At 63.8% G+C, this 16,267-nt stretch carries 15 protein-coding genes; 5 read left to right on the plus strand and 10 right to left on the minus strand.

Translation table 11 applies throughout. The features are described from left to right. Nucleotides 1-65 precede the first annotated feature (65 nt). Genes pqqC through APH25_RS18145 form a run of 4 tightly spaced genes read left to right on the plus strand, consistent with a single transcriptional unit; the run spans nt 66 to nt 4,017 of the window. The gene (gene pqqC / locus APH25_RS18130) at nt 66-821 is read left to right on the plus strand and encodes a pyrroloquinoline-quinone synthase PqqC (protein WP_060482883.1); all 756 of its coding nucleotides are present in this window, start codon (nt 66-68) and stop codon (nt 819-821) included. After that, nucleotides 818-1,093: a pyrroloquinoline quinone biosynthesis peptide chaperone PqqD gene (gene pqqD / locus APH25_RS18135; protein ID WP_060482884.1), complete on the plus strand. Its 276-nt coding sequence runs from the start codon at nt 818-820 to the stop codon at nt 1,091-1,093. Before pqqC ends, pqqD begins: the two co-directional genes overlap by 4 nt. Then, the gene (pqqE, locus tag APH25_RS18140; protein ID WP_028633645.1) at nt 1,065-2,225 is read left to right on the plus strand and encodes a pyrroloquinoline quinone biosynthesis protein PqqE; all 1,161 of its coding nucleotides are present in this window, start codon (nt 1,065-1,067) and stop codon (nt 2,223-2,225) included. Before pqqD ends, pqqE begins: the two co-directional genes overlap by 29 nt. Further along, nucleotides 2,191-4,017, plus strand: a complete 1,827-nt coding sequence (locus APH25_RS18145; RefSeq protein ID WP_060482885.1) for a S9 family peptidase — start codon at nt 2,191-2,193, stop codon at nt 4,015-4,017. The genes pqqE and APH25_RS18145 overlap by 35 nt, the downstream gene beginning before the upstream one ends. 42 nt (nt 4,018-4,059) lie before the next feature. On the opposite strand, the gene APH25_RS25120 is transcribed toward APH25_RS18145, so the two are convergent. Next, nucleotides 4,060-4,218 (minus strand): YqaE/Pmp3 family membrane protein, encoded by a 159-nt coding sequence (locus tag APH25_RS25120; protein WP_033727371.1) that lies wholly within the window; start codon nt 4,216-4,218, stop codon nt 4,060-4,062. Nucleotides 4,219-4,365: 147 nt separating this feature from the next. Continuing rightward, the gene (locus APH25_RS18150; RefSeq protein ID WP_060482886.1) at nt 4,366-5,628 is read right to left on the minus strand and encodes an aminotransferase class III-fold pyridoxal phosphate-dependent enzyme; all 1,263 of its coding nucleotides are present in this window, start codon (nt 5,626-5,628) and stop codon (nt 4,366-4,368) included. A gap of 209 nt (nt 5,629-5,837) precedes the next feature. Here APH25_RS18150 and APH25_RS18155 point away from each other — a divergent pair, with 209 nt between their 5' ends. Next, complete coding sequence (locus APH25_RS18155) at nt 5,838-6,752, plus strand: LysR family transcriptional regulator (protein WP_060482887.1); 915 nt, start codon at nt 5,838-5,840, stop codon at nt 6,750-6,752. Nucleotides 6,753-7,033: 281 nt separating this feature from the next. Here the strand turns inward: APH25_RS18155 and APH25_RS18160 are convergent, their stop codons facing one another. The 8 genes from APH25_RS18160 to bioF form a co-directional block, all read right to left on the minus strand. After that, a complete protein-coding gene (locus APH25_RS18160; protein WP_060482888.1) occupies nt 7,034-8,812 on the minus strand; it encodes an acyl-CoA dehydrogenase C-terminal domain-containing protein in 1,779 nt (592 codons plus the stop codon). Between the two features lie 122 nt (nt 8,813-8,934). Next, nucleotides 8,935-10,218 (minus strand): diguanylate cyclase, encoded by a 1,284-nt coding sequence (locus APH25_RS18165; RefSeq protein ID WP_060482889.1) that lies wholly within the window; start codon nt 10,216-10,218, stop codon nt 8,935-8,937. Between the two features lie 149 nt (nt 10,219-10,367). Then, nucleotides 10,368-12,173, minus strand: coding sequence for a phenylacyl-CoA dehydrogenase (locus APH25_RS18170; protein ID WP_028633651.1), 1,806 nt, complete (start codon nt 12,171-12,173; stop codon nt 10,368-10,370). A gap of 280 nt (nt 12,174-12,453) precedes the next feature. Further along, on the minus strand, nt 12,454-12,750 hold the full coding sequence (locus APH25_RS18175; protein WP_028633652.1) for a hypothetical protein: 297 nt from the start codon (nt 12,748-12,750) through the stop codon (nt 12,454-12,456). Between the two features lie 118 nt (nt 12,751-12,868). Further along, the gene (gene bioD / locus APH25_RS18180) at nt 12,869-13,549 is read right to left on the minus strand and encodes a dethiobiotin synthase (protein WP_028633653.1); all 681 of its coding nucleotides are present in this window, start codon (nt 13,547-13,549) and stop codon (nt 12,869-12,871) included. A gap of 10 nt (nt 13,550-13,559) precedes the next feature. After that, nucleotides 13,560-14,378 (minus strand): malonyl-ACP O-methyltransferase BioC, encoded by an 819-nt coding sequence (bioC, locus tag APH25_RS18185; protein ID WP_060482890.1) that lies wholly within the window; start codon nt 14,376-14,378, stop codon nt 13,560-13,562. Further along, the gene (locus APH25_RS18190) at nt 14,371-15,102 is read right to left on the minus strand and encodes an alpha/beta fold hydrolase (RefSeq protein WP_060482891.1); all 732 of its coding nucleotides are present in this window, start codon (nt 15,100-15,102) and stop codon (nt 14,371-14,373) included. The genes bioC and APH25_RS18190 overlap by 8 nt, the downstream gene beginning before the upstream one ends. Next, nucleotides 15,095-16,267, minus strand: a complete 1,173-nt coding sequence (bioF, locus tag APH25_RS18195; RefSeq protein ID WP_060482892.1) for an 8-amino-7-oxononanoate synthase — start codon at nt 16,265-16,267, stop codon at nt 15,095-15,097. Before bioF ends, APH25_RS18190 begins: the two co-directional genes overlap by 8 nt.

A 16,267-nucleotide genomic window follows, 5' to 3' on the forward strand; every position in this document is an offset into this window, starting at 1 on the left:
CGCACCATGAGGCGCCACTCACCTTCACCCGTGGGCCGAGACGCCGCTTTACAGGAGCCAGCCGAATGAGCGACGCACTGCCGATGTCCCCTGCCGAGTTCGAGCAGGCCTTGCGCGCCAAGGGCGCCTACTACCACATTCACCACCCCTACCACGTGGCCATGTACGAAGGCCGCGCCACACGCGAGCAGATTCAGGGCTGGGTGGCCAACCGCTTTTACTACCAGGTCAACATCCCGATGAAGGATGCGGCAATCCTGGCCAACTGCCCTGACCGCGAAGTGCGCCGTGAATGGATCCAGCGCCTGCTCGACCATGACGGCGCCCCGGGTGAAGACGGCGGCATCGAAGCCTGGCTGCGCCTGGGCCAGGCCGTTGGCCTGGATCCGGATCAGCTGCGCTCCCAGGAACTGGTGCTGCCGGGCGTACGCTTTGCCGTGGACGCCTACGTCAACTTTGCCCGCCGCGCCAGCTGGCAGGAGGCCGCCAGCAGCTCGCTCACCGAGTTGTTCGCCCCGCAAATCCACCAGTCGCGCCTGGACAGCTGGCCCCAGCACTACCCGTGGATCGACCCCGCCGGCTACGCCTACTTCCGCACCCGCCTGGGCCAGGCCCGCCGTGACGTGGAGCATGGCCTGGCGATCACCCTGCAGCACTACACCACCTGGGCTGGCCAGCAGCGTATGCTGGAAATCCTGCAGTTCAAGCTGGATATCCTGTGGAGCATGCTCGACGCCATGAGCATGGCCTACGAGCTGAACCGTCCGCCCTACCACTCGGTTACCCAGCAACGGGTATGGCACAAGGGGATCACCCTATGAGCATTGATCGCAACCAGGTGCCGAGCTGGCGCCCAGGCTACCGCTTCCAGTACGAACCCGCGCAGAAGGGCCATGTGCTGCTGTACCCCGAGGGCATGATCAAGCTCAACGAGAGCGCCAGCCTGATTGGGGGCTTGATCGACGGCCAGCGCAGCGTCAGCGCCATCATCGAGGCACTTCAACAGCAGTTCCCCGATGTGCCGGAAGTGGCTGACGACATCGAGCAGTTCATGGAGGTGGCCCGTGCCGAACACTGGATCCAGCTCAACTGAGCTGCCGGCCACGCCGGCGGTCGGCCTGCCGCTGTGGCTGCTGGCCGAGCTCACCTACCGCTGCCCGCTGCAGTGCCCCTATTGCTCCAACCCGCTGGACTTCGCCGCCCAGGGGCAGGAGCTGAGCACTGCACAGTGGTTCAAGGTAATGGCCGAAGCGCGGGAAATGGGTGCGGCGCAAATCGGCTTTTCCGGTGGTGAGCCCCTGGTGCGTCAGGACCTGGCCGAGCTGATCGGCGAGGCGCGGCGGTTGGGCTATTACACCAACCTGATCACCTCGGGCATCGGCCTGACCGAGGCCCGCATCGCGGCGTTCAAGCAGGCCGGGCTGGACCATATCCAGATCAGCTTCCAGGCCAGTGACGAGCAGGTGAACAACCTGCTGGCCGGCTCGAAAAAGGCCTTTGCGCAAAAGCTGGAGATGGCCCGTGCGGTAAAAGCCCACGGCTACCCGATGGTGCTCAATTTCGTGACCCACCGGCACAACATCGACAAGATCGACCGCATCATTGAGCTGTGCGTTGCCCTGGACGCAGACTTCGTCGAGCTTGCCACCTGCCAGTTCTATGGCTGGGCTCACCTCAACCGCCTCGGGCTGCTCCCCACCCGTGCGCAGCTGGAGCGGGCAGAAGCCATTACCAATCAGTACCGTGAAACGCTCAAAGCCGCAGGCAACCCGTGCAAGCTGATCTTCGTCACCCCGGACTACTATGAAGAACGCCCCAAGGCCTGCATGAACGGCTGGGGCAGCGTGTTCCTCACCGTTACCCCGGATGGCACGGCGCTGCCCTGCCATGGCGCCCGTCAACTGCCCGTGCAGTTTCCCAATGTGCGTGACCATAGCCTGCAGCACATCTGGTATGACTCGTTCGGCTTCAACCGTTTCCGCGGTTACCAGTGGATGCCGGAACCGTGCCGCTCGTGCGACGAGAAGGAAAAGGATTTCGGCGGCTGCCGTTGCCAGGCCTTCATGCTGACCGGGGATGCCAGCAATGCCGACCCAGTGTGTGCCAAGTCGGCCGACCACGGCATCATCCTCAAGGCTCGCGAGGAGGCGCAAAGCGCTGACCTTGCCATTGAACAGATGACTTTCCGCAATGAACGAAACTCACGTGTCATCGCCCGTGGCTGACTTCACCGCCGCGCAGGCTGTCGCCGCCGGCACCGACTTCGCCGAATTGAAGGCCAGCGATGCCGGGCTGTTCTGGGTCGAGTTCCGCCCGGCCGACGGTGCCTGCCGCATCTGGTGCTGGCAGCATCAGCAGGCCCGCTGCCTCACGCCCGACGGTTTCAGTGTGCGCAGCCGGGTTTATGAATACGGCGGTGGTAGTTTCTGCCTGGGCGGCGACGGCCTGGTGTTCGTCAACGAGCGCGATCAGCAAGTCTACACTCAGGCCCTCGACCACCCACAGCCGCGCCCCCTCACCGACGACAGCCGCTGCCGCTACGGTGATGTACTGTGGCACGACGGCCAGGTGCTGGCCGTGGAAGAGCGCCACGCATACACCGTGGAGCATCGCCTGATCGCCCTGGGGCACGGCAGCTGCGAAGTGCTGGCCGAAGGCGCCGACTTCTACGCATCGCCCACCGTCAGCCCTGACGGGCAGCGTCTGGCCTGGGTGGAATGGGATCGCCCAGCCCAACCCTGGACCTTCACCCGGCTGATGTGCCGTCAGCGCGCCGCCGATGGCAGTTGGGCGCCACCGCAGCCTGTGACCACGGCGCAGGCGTCATTGCAGCAGCCCCGGTTCGACCACGCCAACCAGCTGTATTGCCTGTCGGATCACAATGGTTTCTGGCAGCCATGGGGCGAGGTCGAGGGGCGTTGGAAGGCACTGCCCGCCGAACCTGCCGACCACGCAGGCGCGCCGTGGCAGTTGGGTGCCAGTACTTGGCTACCGCTAGGCCCGACGAGCTACCTGGCTACCTGGTTCGACGCGGGGTTCGGGCAACTGGGGCTGCGCGCTGAGCATGGCCCCGTGGAACGCTTCGCCAGTGCCTATACGCGCTTTCGCAGCCTGGCCATGGATGCGCAGTACCTGTATGCGATCGCCGCCTCGCCCATCAGCCCGCCAGCGGTTATCGCCATTGCCCGCGACACCCATCAGGTCAGTGTGCTGGCCGGTGGCGCCGAGGTACTTGCGGCCGAACACATCAGCCTGCCGCAGTCGTTCCACTGCGGCCGTGGCGCGGCACTGGCCCACGGCTTTTTCTACCCGGCTGCCCACAGCAAGGGCGCGCCGCCACTGGTGGTCTTTATCCATGGCGGCCCCACCTCGGCCTGCTACCCGGTGCTGGACCCGCGTATCCAGTACTGGACCCAACGCGGCTTCGCCGTTGCCGACCTCAACTACCGAGGCAGCAGCGGGTATGGCCGTGAGTATCGCCAGGCCCTGCACCTGCGTTGGGGTGAAACCGATGTGGAAGATGCCTGCAATGCCGTCGAGTATCTGGCCGCACAAGGGCTGATCGACCCGCGCAAGGCCTTCATCCGTGGCGGCAGCGCCGGGGGTTACACCACCCTGTGCGCCTTGGCATTTCGCGACGTATTCCGCGCAGGTGCCAGCCTGTATGGCGTCAGCGACCCCACCGCCCTGGCCCGGGCTACGCACAAGTTCGAAGGCGATTACCTGGACTGGCTGATCGGTGACCCCCATCAGGATGCCGAGCGCTATCGCCAGCGTACACCGCTGCTGCATGCAGCACAGATCACCGTGCCGGTCGTGTTTTTCCAGGGCGAGCTGGACGCCGTGGTGGTGCCCGAGCAGACGCGCTCGATGCTGGCAGCACTACAAGCCAACGGCATCAAAGCCCAGGGGCATTTCTACGAGGGTGAGCGGCACGGGCTGCGCAAGGCTGAGAACCTGGCGCATGCGCTGGAGGAAGAATGGAGGTTCTACTGCGAAGTGCTGGCGGGTGAGTGACCCAGGGGGCGCGGGCCCCCTGGTCGCAAACCGGGTTACACCTCACCGCTTGGCAATGATGTACACCGCGTGCACGATGCCAGGGATGTAGCCCAGCAGCGTCAGCAGAATGTTCAACCAGAACGCGCCGGCAAACCCCACCTGCAGAAATACGCCCAGTGGTGGCAGCAGGATAGCGATGATGATGCGAATGAAGTCCATGAGAGTCTCTCCGTAAAGGGGTTACATCACAGACTCGCCGCCGGTCGCAGAGGTTCCACAGGCAAAAAAACGCCCCGGGCCGAATGTAACAGGCCAGGGGCGGTGCGCAGAAACGCCAGACGGTTCGTTGAATCAGGGGTTGGCAACCTAGGCCGGCATTTCGCGGCGGCTCTGTTGGCGGGCGTGCAACCGGGTAAAGGCGCGGGTCAGGCGCTGCAGCATTTCGTCGATATTGCTCCGGCTCACGGTCAGCGCCGGCGTAAAGCGCACTACGTCGGGCTGCGGAGCATTCAGCAACAGCCCCTCCTGCAGCGCGGCAGCCACCAGCGCGGGGGCCAGGTTTTCCTTGAGCGGCAGCGCCCAGAGCAAACCCTGCCCGCGTATCGGGCCCTGGCCGAAGCGGCCCGCCAGCCGACCGAGGCCTTCTCGCAGGTGGCGGCCTTTGTCCTGCACCTCGTCGAAGAACCCTGGGGCCAGCACCGTGTCCAGCACCGTAAGGCCGGCAGCGCACATCAGCGCATTGCCATGGTGGCTGCCCTGCAGTTCGCCCGCCTCGGCACAGCAGGCCGCCCCCCGCGCCAGCAACGCCGCCAGCGGCACGCCCCCACCCAGGCCCTTGCCCAAGGTGACGATGTCGGCGCGTACCCCGTAGGTTTCCTCTGCCAGCAATGCACCACAGCGGCCAAGGCCGGTTTGCACTTCGTCCAGAATCAACAGGATGCCAAGCTCCCGGCAAAGGGTTTCCACACCCTTGAGGTATTCGCGCGTGGCCGGGATAACACCCGCTTCACTCTGCACAGGCTCAAGCATGATCGCCACCGTGCGAGAGTCCACCGCGGCGTGCAGTGCTGCGAGGTCATTGAAAGGCACCCTGCTGAAGCCGGGCACGCCGGGCTCACAGCGGCTATATGCTGTCGGGTCGGAGGCAGACAGCGTACCCAGGCTGCGCCCATGGCAGCCCCGGCTGGCGGTGATGATGTGGTACGCGCCATTGCGATGGCGCTGGCCCCACTTGCACGCCAGCTTGATCGCACCTTCGCAGGCTTCGGCACCCGTGTTCAGCAGGTAAGCCTGATCGCTGGCGGTGGCCTGGCAGAGCCGGCTGGCCAAGGTCAACAAAACCGGGCTATGGAACGCCGAGCCTGGCTGGATCAGCGCCTGAGCCTGATTTGCGAGCGCAGCTGCCAGCGCGTCTGGGCTATGGCCCAGGCTGTTGACGCCGCCGCCTTGGGTGAAGTCCAGGCAGGCTCGCCCCTGGTCATCCCACAACCACGCCCCCTGGCCACGCACGAACACAGGCGTTGCCCGGTTGTGCCCGGGCATCAGGTTGCCGGTTGAAGGCTGCTGCGGCATCGGCCTTGGCTCGACAACAGCCTCAGGGGCCGGGCGGCGCAGATTGAACAGGTTCATCAGGATTCCAACCCATCACGGTGGCGGCAGCTAAAGCGCGATCAAATGATCGCTGTGCGTTCTGTTGCCTTGCCTATCAATACGCTTTGCAGGTAGCTGCAACAATGTGACCATCAATTGCTGTAACCCCTTGTAATAGGGGGATAGACTAGGCGAGCAAGCGGTTTTACGACATTTCGATTTAGCAGCAATTTCAATAAGCAAACCTTATGGATTTTCGCCAACTGCGTTATTTCGTCGCGGTGTATGAGGAAGGCCACGTCGGGCGCGCCGCCGAGCGGCTGTCGCTGTCGCAACCCGCGCTCTCACAGCAGATTCGTCAACTGGAACATGGCCTGGACCTGAGCTTGTTCGAGCGCAGCAACAAGCGCCTGCTGCCCACACTCGCCGCCCACACCCTCTACAACCACGCCCTGCCGCTGCTCGACGGCCTGCAGCGCGCCACCGATGCCATGCGCAGCTTCAAAGGCCAGTCGCTGCGCACCCTGGCGATCGGGGTACTGCAAACCGTGCGCCCCAGCCTGGTGCCGCGGTTGCTCGAACGGCTGCGCAAGGCCCAGCCTCACCTGGTGGTGCAGATCTATGAACTGTCAGGCCTGGAGATCGAACGGCGCCTGCTCAATGGCAACCTGGACATTGGCATCAGCTACCTGCCGCCACGCCAGCCAGGGCTCCATGGGCTGCTGCTGTATGAAGATGAGTTGCAACTGGTCATCCCCAACACGCATCCCCTGAAGGACTTCAAGAAGGTTTCCATTCGCCAGGCCGCCGAGTTGCCGATGCTCATGCTTGGGGAAGAGTTCCAGATGCGCCAGATCTGGCAGGCACAACTGGCAAGCCAAGGCCGCAGGCCGCAAGTTCAGGCCGAGATGAACAACATGGCAGGTATTCTGGACAGCCTGGCGCACACATCGCTGGCGACGATTCTGCCGGGGCGCGCCAAGGAGGCGGCAGAAGATGAGCAAGGCTTGCTGTGGAAGCCGCTGAGCGAGCCACGGGTACCGCTGAAAGTGGGGCTGGTGTTCCGCGATGCGCAGCGCCAGCAGGCTTCAGTGGAGCTGCTGCGCAACCTGCTGGAAGAAGAGACCGATACCCGGCAACCCGCCCTGGATGTGTTGGCCTGAAAAACACACGCATAAAGAAAACCCCGCCTAAGCGGGGTTTTCCAGACTGTTTCCCTGTGACATCCGTATCGCCCCGCCACCCTGGCAGGAAATCCTTCGCCGTCGTCCTTGATCTGTCCTAGGCGCTTCCTGCGCTCCGTCCATGTGATAAAGATTAACCGTGGATCCAATCTGAGAACAGTGGTGAAAAGTCACCACGTGATGTAGGAAAAAGCTTACAAACCCAGAATCATTCTCAAAAAGCAAAACCCTGGGATTTTCTGCCAGCCCCTAGACAGGTCTCAGAACTGTTGTGCATCCAGCAGGTACAGTGACTCACTCCCCGCCCTCACCGATGCCACCAGCGAGCCGACCCGCGGCAGCAGCCGCGCAAAGTAGAAGCGCGCCGTGCCCAGTTTGCCTTGATAGAACCCTTCGTCGCCTTCCCCGCGCTGCGCTGCCTGCGCCATGCGTGCCCACATGTAGGCGTAAGCCACATAACCAAATGCATGCAGGTACTCCACCGAAGCAGCCCCAATCTCGTTAGGGTTGCCCTTGGCCTGCTCCAGCACCCAGTCGGTGAGCGCATCCAGCTGATCGAGCGATGCCGCCAGCGGCCGGGTGAACTCGCCCAGCTCATGGCCGGCACTGGCAATAAACGCGCGCACTTCATCAGCGAACAGTGTGTAGTAGGCCCCACCGCTGGCCACCACCTTGCGGCCCATCAGGTCGAGGGCCTGAATACCGTTGGTGCCTTCGTAGATCTGGGTGATGCGTACGTCACGCACCAGTTGCTCCTGGCCCCACTCACGGATATAGCCATGCCCGCCGAATACCTGCTGGCCGTGCACCGTGCACTCCAGGCCCAGGTCGGTGAGGAACGCCTTGGCCACAGGCGTCAACAGCGCCACCAGTTCTTCGCTGCGCTTGCGCACACTGGGGTCTTCGCTGTACTTGGCGCTGTCCAGCTGCATGGCCACGTAGGTGGAGAACGCACGCCCGCCTTCGATCAGCGCCTTCATGGTCAACAGCATGCGCCGTACATCAGGGTGCACGATGATCGGGTCGGCTGGTTTGTCCGTGGCCTGTGGGCCGGTGGGGGCGCGGCTCTGCAGGCGCTCGCGGGCGTATTCCACCGCGTTCTGGTAAGAACGTTCGGCCGAGGCCAGGCCCTGGATGCCAACCCCCAGTCGCTCGTAGTTCATCATGGTGAACATGGCCGCCAGGCCTTTGTTGGGTTCACCCACGATATAACCGACCGCGTCGTCGAAGTTCATCACACAGGTGGCCGACGCCTGAATGCCCATCTTGTGCTCGATGGAACCGCAGGTTACCGGGTTGCGCGCGCCCAGGCTGCCGTCCTCATTGACCAGGAACTTAGGAACCAGGAGCAACGAGATGCCTTTCGGCCCAGCCGGGGCATCCGGCAGCTTGGCCAGTACCAGGTGGATGATGTTTTCGGTGAGATCGTGTTCGCCGCCGGTGATGAAGATCTTGGTCCCGGTCACCTTGTAGCTGCCGTCGGCCTGGGGCTCGGCCCTGGTGCGGATGATGCCGAGGTCGGTACCGGCATGGGGCTCGGTAAGGCACATGGAGCCCGCCCAAACGCCGGCATACATGTTTGGCAGGTACTTCTGCTTCAGCGCTTCGCTGGCGTGGGCATTGATGGACAGGCAGGCACCTGCGGTCAGCATCGGGTACAGGCCGAAAGCCAGGCTCGCCGCGTTGACCATTTCTTCAACCTGCGCCGACACCGCCTTGGGCATGCCCATGCCACCCAACAGCGGGTCACCGCCCACGCCCACCCAGCCGCCCTCAGCATAGGTGTTGTAAGCCTCGATGAAGCCTGCCGGCGTCTGCACGGCGCCGTTATCCCAGTGGCAGCCTTCTTCATCGGCAGCACGGCTCAACGGCGCGATGGAGCGGGCCGCGACCTTGCCGGCCTCCTCAAGCACTGCCAAGGCGGTCTGCACATCGACAACGTCGCCGAGCCCGGGCAATTCTGCCCATTGCTGCCCCAAGTCGAAGACTTCATTCAGTACGAAGCGCATGTCGCGCAGGGGCGCTTTATAGTCAGCCATGACAACCTCTCGCTGGTCGGAACGGGCGGTGTCAGGCACCGCAGCACTGGAGTTGCAGTGAGTGTAACCGAACAACTTTTACGAGACATAGGGTCATCAACAGACCGCATGGTCAGTTATGGTCACGACGCACGCTCTGCCCCCCGGCGGGTTTTCAGGCCGTGCACCATCAGGCAGTTGCGCCCGGCCGCCTTGGCGCTGTAGAGCGCCTGGTCGGCGGATTTGAGCACGTCATCTGGGTTGCGGTGGTCCACATGCCGCTCTGCCACACCGATGCTGATGGTGACTGACACCGCACCACCACTGCTGCCGGCGCGCCGCTGCCGGCCCGTGCTGTCATCCTGGGGGCGAGCGCCCTGGTCACGCAGGCGCATGGCATAGCCGGCAATCGCTTCACGCACCGCCTCCAGGTGCGCCACGCAGTGCTCGGTGCTCTTGCCGGCAAACACCACCGCAAATTCCTCGCCACCGTACCGGTACGCCTTGCCACCGCCCCCCACCTTGCCCAGGCGGCTGGCAACCAGGCGCAGCACCTGGTCGCCGACGTCGTGGCCGTGGGTATCGTTGAAGCGCTTGAAATGGTCCACATCGCTCATCGCGATCACATAGTTGCGCCCCAGCCGCTGCATGCGTTCGTTGAGCGCACGCCGGCCCGGCAAGCCGGTGAGCTCATCCCGAAAGGCCATCTGGTAGGCCTCATGTGCCACCGCCGCAGCTATCATCAGCATCACCTGGCTGCACATGATGTTCAGGGTGAAGGGCAAGATGAACGTTTTGGGCAGCATCCAGAAGAGCCCCACCAACCCCATCACCAGCGCTGCATTCAAAGGCCTCGGCGCCCGCAGGTACTGCACCACCAGCAGCACCAGCACCCCAATGAACAACGGGTACGCCAACTGGATCAGGCTCATCCACTCCCCATGCAGGGCCGGCCAGCGAATATCGGCCAAGCCGGCCAACAGGGCGGCGGGGAAGCGTTGCTCCAGCGCCACCGCCACCGCACCTACAACCAACAGCACAGCGCCCCTGGCCACCATGTCCTGCAGCAGGTGCATGCGTTCCTGCCATACGCCGTAGATGCCATACAACGCCGGCAGTAGCAGGCACACCAGGTGGAAGATGACGGCAGCGTCATCGCGCACATGCCCGTTATCTCTGTAGAAGTCAGTCTGGGTATCGAGCAGGAAATAGGCGATGTACACCGTCAGCATTAAAAACAGCTCACGCTGACGCCTGTAGACCGCGCAGTAGGCACCACCCAGCAGCAATACCAGGGTGGGCAGCACATTGAACAAGGAGGTGAAGAACACACTGAGGTCTTTGGCGTAGGCCGCAGCGAGGCCCGCTATCAGCAACAGCAGCGAGGGCAGAAAGTGGCTTGCACGGACGGCGTCAAGGCGAAACACAGTAATCTCCAACCCGGCAGATCAATAATGGCATTGTGCCCTTAGTTGATCGGCCGTGCACCCGGACAGTTTAATCAGGCTCCGTCCGTGGAATGCAAAAAAACCCGCCTGCCCTAGCAGGCAGGCGGGTTTCGCTGGAGCAATTGCGCTTAGTACGCCAGGCCGAAGTGCGCTTCGTCCATGGCCATCAGGTTGTCGGCACCCGACAACATGGCGGCCACATGGGTACGGGTGCGCGGCAGGATGCGCTGGAAGTAGAAGCGCGCAGTCTGCAGCTTGGCCGTGTAGAAGGCTTGGTCGCCGCTGCCGGCGGCCAGCTTCTCGGCTGCAACACGTGCAATATCTGCCCAGAAATAAGCCAGGCAGGCGTAGCCGGAGTACATCAGGTAATCCACCGACGCTGCGCCCACTTCCTCACGGTCCTTCATGGCGGCCATGCCCACTTTCATGGTCAGCTCGCCCCACTCCTTGTTGATGGCCGCCAGCGGTTGCACGAAGTCGTTCAGCGCCTCGTTGCCTTCCTGCGCCTGGCAGAACTTGTGCACGATCTTGGTGAAGCCCTTCAGCGCCTCGCCCTGGGTCATCAGCACCTTGCGGCCCAGCAGGTCCAGGGCCTGGATACCCGTGGTGCCCTCGTACAGCATGGAGATGCGGCTATCGCGCACGTTCTGCTCCATGCCCCACTCGGCGATGAAGCCGTGGCCGCCGTAGATCTGCACGCCATGGTTGGCAGCTTCGAAGCCCACTTCAGTCATGAAAGCCTTGGCGATCGGCGTCAGGAAGGCCAGCAGGGCATCGGCCTTCTTGCGTGCTTCTTCGTCCTGGCTGTACTTGACGATGTCCACCTGCTGCGCGGTGAAATACACCATGGCCCGGTTGCCCTCGGCGAAGGCTTTCATGGTCAGCAACATACGGCGTACGTCCGGGTGGACGATGATGGGGTCAGCCGCTTTTTCCGGGGCCTTTGGCCCGGTCAGCGAACGCATCTGCAGGCGCTCGCGGGCATACTTGAGGCCGCCCTGGAAGGCCACTTCGGCGTGCGCCAGGCCTTGCAGTGCAGTACCCAGGCGCGCAGTGTTCATGAAGGTGAACATGCAGTTCAGGCCTTTGTTGGCCGGGCCGATCAGGTAGCCGGTAGCGCCGTCGAAGTTCATCACGCAGGTGGCGTTGCCGTGGATGCCCATCTTGTGTTCGATGGAACCACAGCTGACGCCGTTACGCTCACCCGCCGCGCCTTCAGCATTGGGCAGGAACTTCGGCACGATGAACAGCGAGATGCCTTTGGTACCGGCAGGCGCATCGGGCAGGCGGGCCAGCACGATGTGCACGATGTTCTCGGCCATGTCGTGCTCGCCGGCAGAGATGAAGATCTTGGTGCCCGATACCTTGTAGCTGCCGTCAGCCTGGGGCTCGGCCTTGGTGCGCAACATGCCTAGGTCGGTGCCGCAGTGTGGCTCGGTGAGGCACATGGTGCCAGTCCACTCGCCAGAGACCAGCTTGGTCAGGTAGGTGTGCTGCTGCTCGGCTGTGCCGTGGGCAGAAATGGTGTTCATCGCGCCGTGGGACAGGCCTGGGTACATGCCCCACGACCAGTTGGCGCCACCCACCATCTCGCTCAGCGCCAGGCCCAGCGACTCCGGCAGGCCCTGGCCGCCGTGCTCCACGTCGTGAGCCAGGCTCGGCCAGCCGCCTTCGACGAACTGCGCGTAGGCTTCCTTGAAGCCGGTCGGGGTTTTCACGCCCGACTCGCTCCAGGTGCAGCCTTCCTGATCACCTACACGGTTCAGCGGCGCCAATACCTGCTCACAGAACTTCGCGCCCTCTTCCAGAATGGCATCGACCATGTCCGAGGTAGCGTCCTGGCAACCCGGCAGGCTTTGATAATGCGCCTCATAGCCAAGCAGCTCGTCACGAACGAAGCGGATATCACGCAAGGGAGCTTTGTAGTCAGGCATCGCGATGAACCTCTAGGTGAGTTCTGTGGGGGGACCGGCGCACGCGGCAAGGTCTGTCAAACAGTTGTTTGAAACTTACGTTTACCGCAGGCTGATGTCAAGGATGGACGATGGTGCCATTTACGCCACGGAAAACGACGAAACCGCCACACGGTTGCATGGCCGTGGATTCACGGGCAGTTGGAGGACATTGGATAGGATGAAAAGCGACGGCTGGCGGCGTCGCTCAGGCGAGAGACGCCCCTGCGTCACGCGTGGCTAGCGGGGTGAAGCAGAGGTGTCAGGCGTGGATATCGATGATACGGCCGAGCATGTCGTCAGAGGCCTTGGCCACTTTCGCCCCCAGTTCGACCTCGAGCTTGCCCAGCGCCATTTGTACCGTACTGGTGGCAAGGTCCATTTGCTGACTGCGGTCGACGCCGCGCAGGCGTTCTGCCTGGAAGTCGCTGGACTGGCTGGTGGCAGTGCGTTCGGCACTGAGGTTGGCAACCTGGCTGGCGGCCTGGTCGACGCGTTCCTGGCCGGCCTTGATGGCGCCAAGGCCCGCATAGTAGGCAGAGCTACCGGTGATTTCCATGTCAGGGCTCCATTGAACCTGGATAACAGACAAGGCTGATTAAAACAGGCCTTGGGCAAAAAGGCCCGTTTAAAACAGTAATAGCTTGTTGCCATCTGATAGGCCCTGGGTATGCCGGTCAGTCCAGCAGGTCCAGTTGCAAGTGCTCAGCGACCATGTCGGCACTCGCCTGCTTCAGCTTCGGCACCCGCCCAAGGCAGGGCGCAGGCAGGCGCTCGGCCAGGCTGGCCAGGTTCTCTTCAAGCCGAGAGGTACGCGGCTCGATGATGTTCGCCACCCACCCCGCCAGTTGCAAGCCATCACGTTCGATAGCCTCGGCGCTGAGCAAGGCGTGGCTGATGCAGCCCAGGCGCACGCCAACCACCAAAATGACCGGCAGCTTCAAGGCCACTGCCAGGTCGGACAGGTTTTCCAACCCCGACAACGGCACCCGCCACCCGCCCGCACCCTCTATGAGGGTGAAGTCGGCGTCCTGCTGCAACACAATGCGCATCGCCCCCAGCAGGTGCGACACCGAGAGTGTGACGCCAGCCTCGCGCGCAGCCACATGGGGTGCGATGGCCGGCTCGAAGGCGAACGGGTTGACCTGGGCGTATTCGAGCTTGACGGTACTTTCGTCAATCAAGGCCTGGGCGTCACTGTTGCGCAAGCCCTTGGCGGTCAGGGTGCAACCGGAGGCCACGGGTTTGGCGCCAAGGGTACTCATCCCCTGCAAACGCGCAGCATGCAGAAGCCCTGCCGCGATGGTGGTCTTGCCGACATCGGTGTCGGTGCCAGCGATGAAATAGGCGTGCCTCATGTGGCTCCCCTTATGCCTGTGGCTTGCGCAACACACCATAGACCACCTGATAGGTGGCTGGCAGCCCCGAGGGTTGGCGAAATGCCTCATAGGCGTGCAGCAACCCCTGCATACGGGCACGGCCAGTCAGGCCAGAAGGCCGGCCAGGGTTGAGGTTGTGCGCGCCCAATGCCTTCAGCTCGTGGGTCAGGCTGCGCACGTCCGGGTAATGCAGCACGTGCGGGCACCGTTGCAGGGCCAGCGGGCGCAGGCCGCTGGCCGCGCACAGGCGCTGGTACTCATCGAAGCGGCGAAAACGGTTCACATGCACCAGGCCGTCCACTGCCTGCCAGCTGGCCCGCAGCTCATCGAGGGTGCCTGTGCACAGGCTGCTGAATGCCAGCACACCGCCGGGCCGCAACACACGCTGCGCTTCTGACAGCACACTGGCGAACTGGCTGCACCATTGCACTGCCAGGCTGGAAAACACCAGGTCGACACACCCATCGCTCAGCGGCAGGCGTTCGGCATCGCCCGCCACGTGATACAGCGCACCGCCGTGTGCCTCGCGGGCGTGGCGCAGCATGCCTTCGGCGATATCCACCGCCACGCCGCCGGCCGCAACATAGCGTTGGGCCAGCGCCCGGCTGAAGTGGCCCGTGCCGCTCCCCAGGTCTAGCCAGCGGGAGGGCTGCAGGTCTGCCGGCAGTTGCCCCAGCAGGCGCGTGCCCACCTCGCGCTGCAGGGCTGCAACACTGTCGTAGCTGCCTGCGGCCCGGGAAAAGGACGCCGCCACCTGGCGTTTGTCCGGCAGCGTACCGGGCAAGGCGGGTTGGGAAAGGTCAGTCATCGCCACTCTCATGCAAAAAACTCTTGATGCCCGCCGCCAACTCCTGAGGGTACTCCAGCAGAAACGCGTGGGAACTGTCTTCGACCAAGCCCACTTCCACATCAGGCAACAACTCACTCAGCGCCTGGGCAGCTTCGGCCGGCACCAACGCGTCGCTGCCGGCGAACAGGTGCAACTGGGGGCCGGCAAATGCCTGCAGCGCTTCGCGGGTGTCCAGCTGGGCCAGCACTTCCAGGCCGGTCGCGAGGTAAAGCGGGTCGGTGTCCGGCACACCCACACCGAGCTGGCGCAGGAGGGTGCGTGGTTGCAAGGCACCGTCGCTGCACAGGCTGCGAAAACGCTTGAGGGTCACGGCGGTATGGCTGCGACACCCATCCAGGAAGGTACCGAAGGTGTCTTGCGCCATGCCGTGGGGCCAATCCGCCCGGGCCACGAAGCTGGGGTTGCTGGCCAGCGTCAGCAGGCCGCAGCAATGATCGGCACGCTTGTGCGCCAAGGCGCTGGCGAGCATGCCGCCGAATGACCAGCCGCCCAGCCACACATCGTTGGGCAGCTTGCGGTCCAGGTGCTCGACCCAGCCCTGCACATCCGCGTGGTCAAGCTCCGGCAGTGGCATCAGGGTGATCTGCAGGCGGGCGTCCTGCGCACGCAGGCTGGCGGCGAGCGGCTCCAGGGCCGCGGTACCCAACCCCCAACCCGGCAACAATACAATTCGGTTACGCATCGGCGCGCTCCAGTTGTGGATAACACTCTGCCAATGCATTCAACAATAGCTGCACCTGCGCAGGCGTGTGCGCAGCGCTCAGTGTTACCCGCAGGCGTGCGCTGCCAGCCGGCACGGTGGGCGGGCGAATGGCGGTTACCAGCAGGCCGCGCTCGCGCAACATGGCCGACAGGCGAAGTGCCTGCGCACTGTCACCGATCAGGATCGGCTGGATCGGTGTGGGGCTGTCCATCAGTTGCAGGCCGATCTGGCGTGCCCCCTCACGGAACTGGCCGATCAAGGCGTTCAGCTGTTCACGGCGCCAGGTTTCGGTGCGCAGCAGCTCCAGGCTCTTGAGCGTGGCGCAGGCCAAGGCCGGGGGCTGGCTGGTGGTATAGATGTAAGGCCGGGCGAACTGCACCAGTGTGTCGATCAACGCTTCACTACCGGCCACAAAGGCGCCAGCGGTGCCGCAGGCCTTGCCCAAGGTACCGATCAGCACCGGCACATCCTCCACGCCCAGGCCAAAATGTTCCACCACGCCACCGCCGCCTGCGCCAAGGGTACCCAGCCCATGGGCATCGTCCACCATCAGCCAGGCATCACGGGCGCGGGCAGCACGGGCCAGGCCAGGCAGGTCGGCCACATCGCCATCCATGCTGAACACGCCGTCGGTCACCACCAAGGTGTTACCTGCCGCTTTCTCCAGGCGGGTGGCCAGGCTGGCAGGGTCGTTGTGCAGGTAGCGGCTGAAGCGGGCACCACTGAGCATGCCGCCATCGAGCAGCGAGGCATGGTTAAGGCGGTCCTGCAGCACCGTATCGCCCTTGCCCACCAAGGCCGTGATGGCGCCCAGGTTGGCCATGTAGCCGGTGGAAAACAGCAACGCCCTGGGGCGGCCGGTCAGTTCGGCCAGGGCCTCCTCGACCTGGTGGTGGGCGGTGGTATGCCCCACCACCAGGTGAGAGGCGCCGCCGCCCACGCCCCAGCGCTCTGCACCCGCCTGCCACGCCGCAATCACCTGTGGGTGATTGGCCAGGCCCAGGTAGTCATTGCTGCAAAAGGCCAGCAACTGCTGGCCATCGACCACCACCTGTGGCCTCTGAGGGCTGCCCAGCAGCGGGCGTTGCCGGTACAGGTCTGCCGCGCGCCGTTCGGCCAGACGCATTGCCAGGTCGAACGCCAT

This window comes from Pseudomonas sp. NBRC 111119, from assembly GCF_001320125.1.
Taxonomy (GTDB): Bacteria; Pseudomonadota; Gammaproteobacteria; order Pseudomonadales; family Pseudomonadaceae; genus Aquipseudomonas; species Aquipseudomonas parafulva.

Bases quoted from the DNA above. Each gene is read 5' to 3' on its own strand.
- APH25_RS18160 (WP_060482888.1), bottom strand. From the start codon at position 8,812: ATGGCTGACTATAAAGCGCCCCTGCGCGACATGCGCTTCGTACTGAAT.
- bioC (WP_060482890.1), bottom strand. From the start codon at position 14,378: ATGACTGACCTTTCCCAACCCGCCTTGCCCGGTACGCTGCCGGACAAA.
- APH25_RS18145 (WP_060482885.1), top strand. From the start codon at position 2,191: ATGAACGAAACTCACGTGTCATCGCCCGTGGCTGACTTCACCGCCGCG.
- APH25_RS18190 (WP_060482891.1), bottom strand. From the start codon at position 15,102: ATGCGTAACCGAATTGTATTGTTGCCGGGTTGGGGGTTGGGTACCGCG.
- APH25_RS18175 (WP_028633652.1), bottom strand. From the start codon at position 12,750: ATGGAAATCACCGGTAGCTCTGCCTACTATGCGGGCCTTGGCGCCATC.
- APH25_RS18170 (WP_028633651.1), bottom strand. From the start codon at position 12,173: ATGCCTGACTACAAAGCTCCCTTGCGTGATATCCGCTTCGTTCGTGAC.
- bioF (WP_060482892.1), bottom strand. From the start codon at position 16,267: ATGGCGTTCGACCTGGCAATGCGTCTGGCCGAACGGCGCGCGGCAGAC.
- pqqD (WP_060482884.1), top strand. From the start codon at position 818: ATGAGCATTGATCGCAACCAGGTGCCGAGCTGGCGCCCAGGCTACCGC.
- APH25_RS18150 (WP_060482886.1), bottom strand. From the start codon at position 5,628: ATGAACCTGTTCAATCTGCGCCGCCCGGCCCCTGAGGCTGTTGTCGAG.
- bioD (WP_028633653.1), bottom strand. From the start codon at position 13,549: ATGAGGCACGCCTATTTCATCGCTGGCACCGACACCGATGTCGGCAAG.
- pqqC (WP_060482883.1), top strand. From the start codon at position 66: ATGAGCGACGCACTGCCGATGTCCCCTGCCGAGTTCGAGCAGGCCTTG.
- APH25_RS18155 (WP_060482887.1), top strand. From the start codon at position 5,838: ATGGATTTTCGCCAACTGCGTTATTTCGTCGCGGTGTATGAGGAAGGC.
- APH25_RS25120 (WP_033727371.1), bottom strand. From the start codon at position 4,218: ATGGACTTCATTCGCATCATCATCGCTATCCTGCTGCCACCACTGGGC.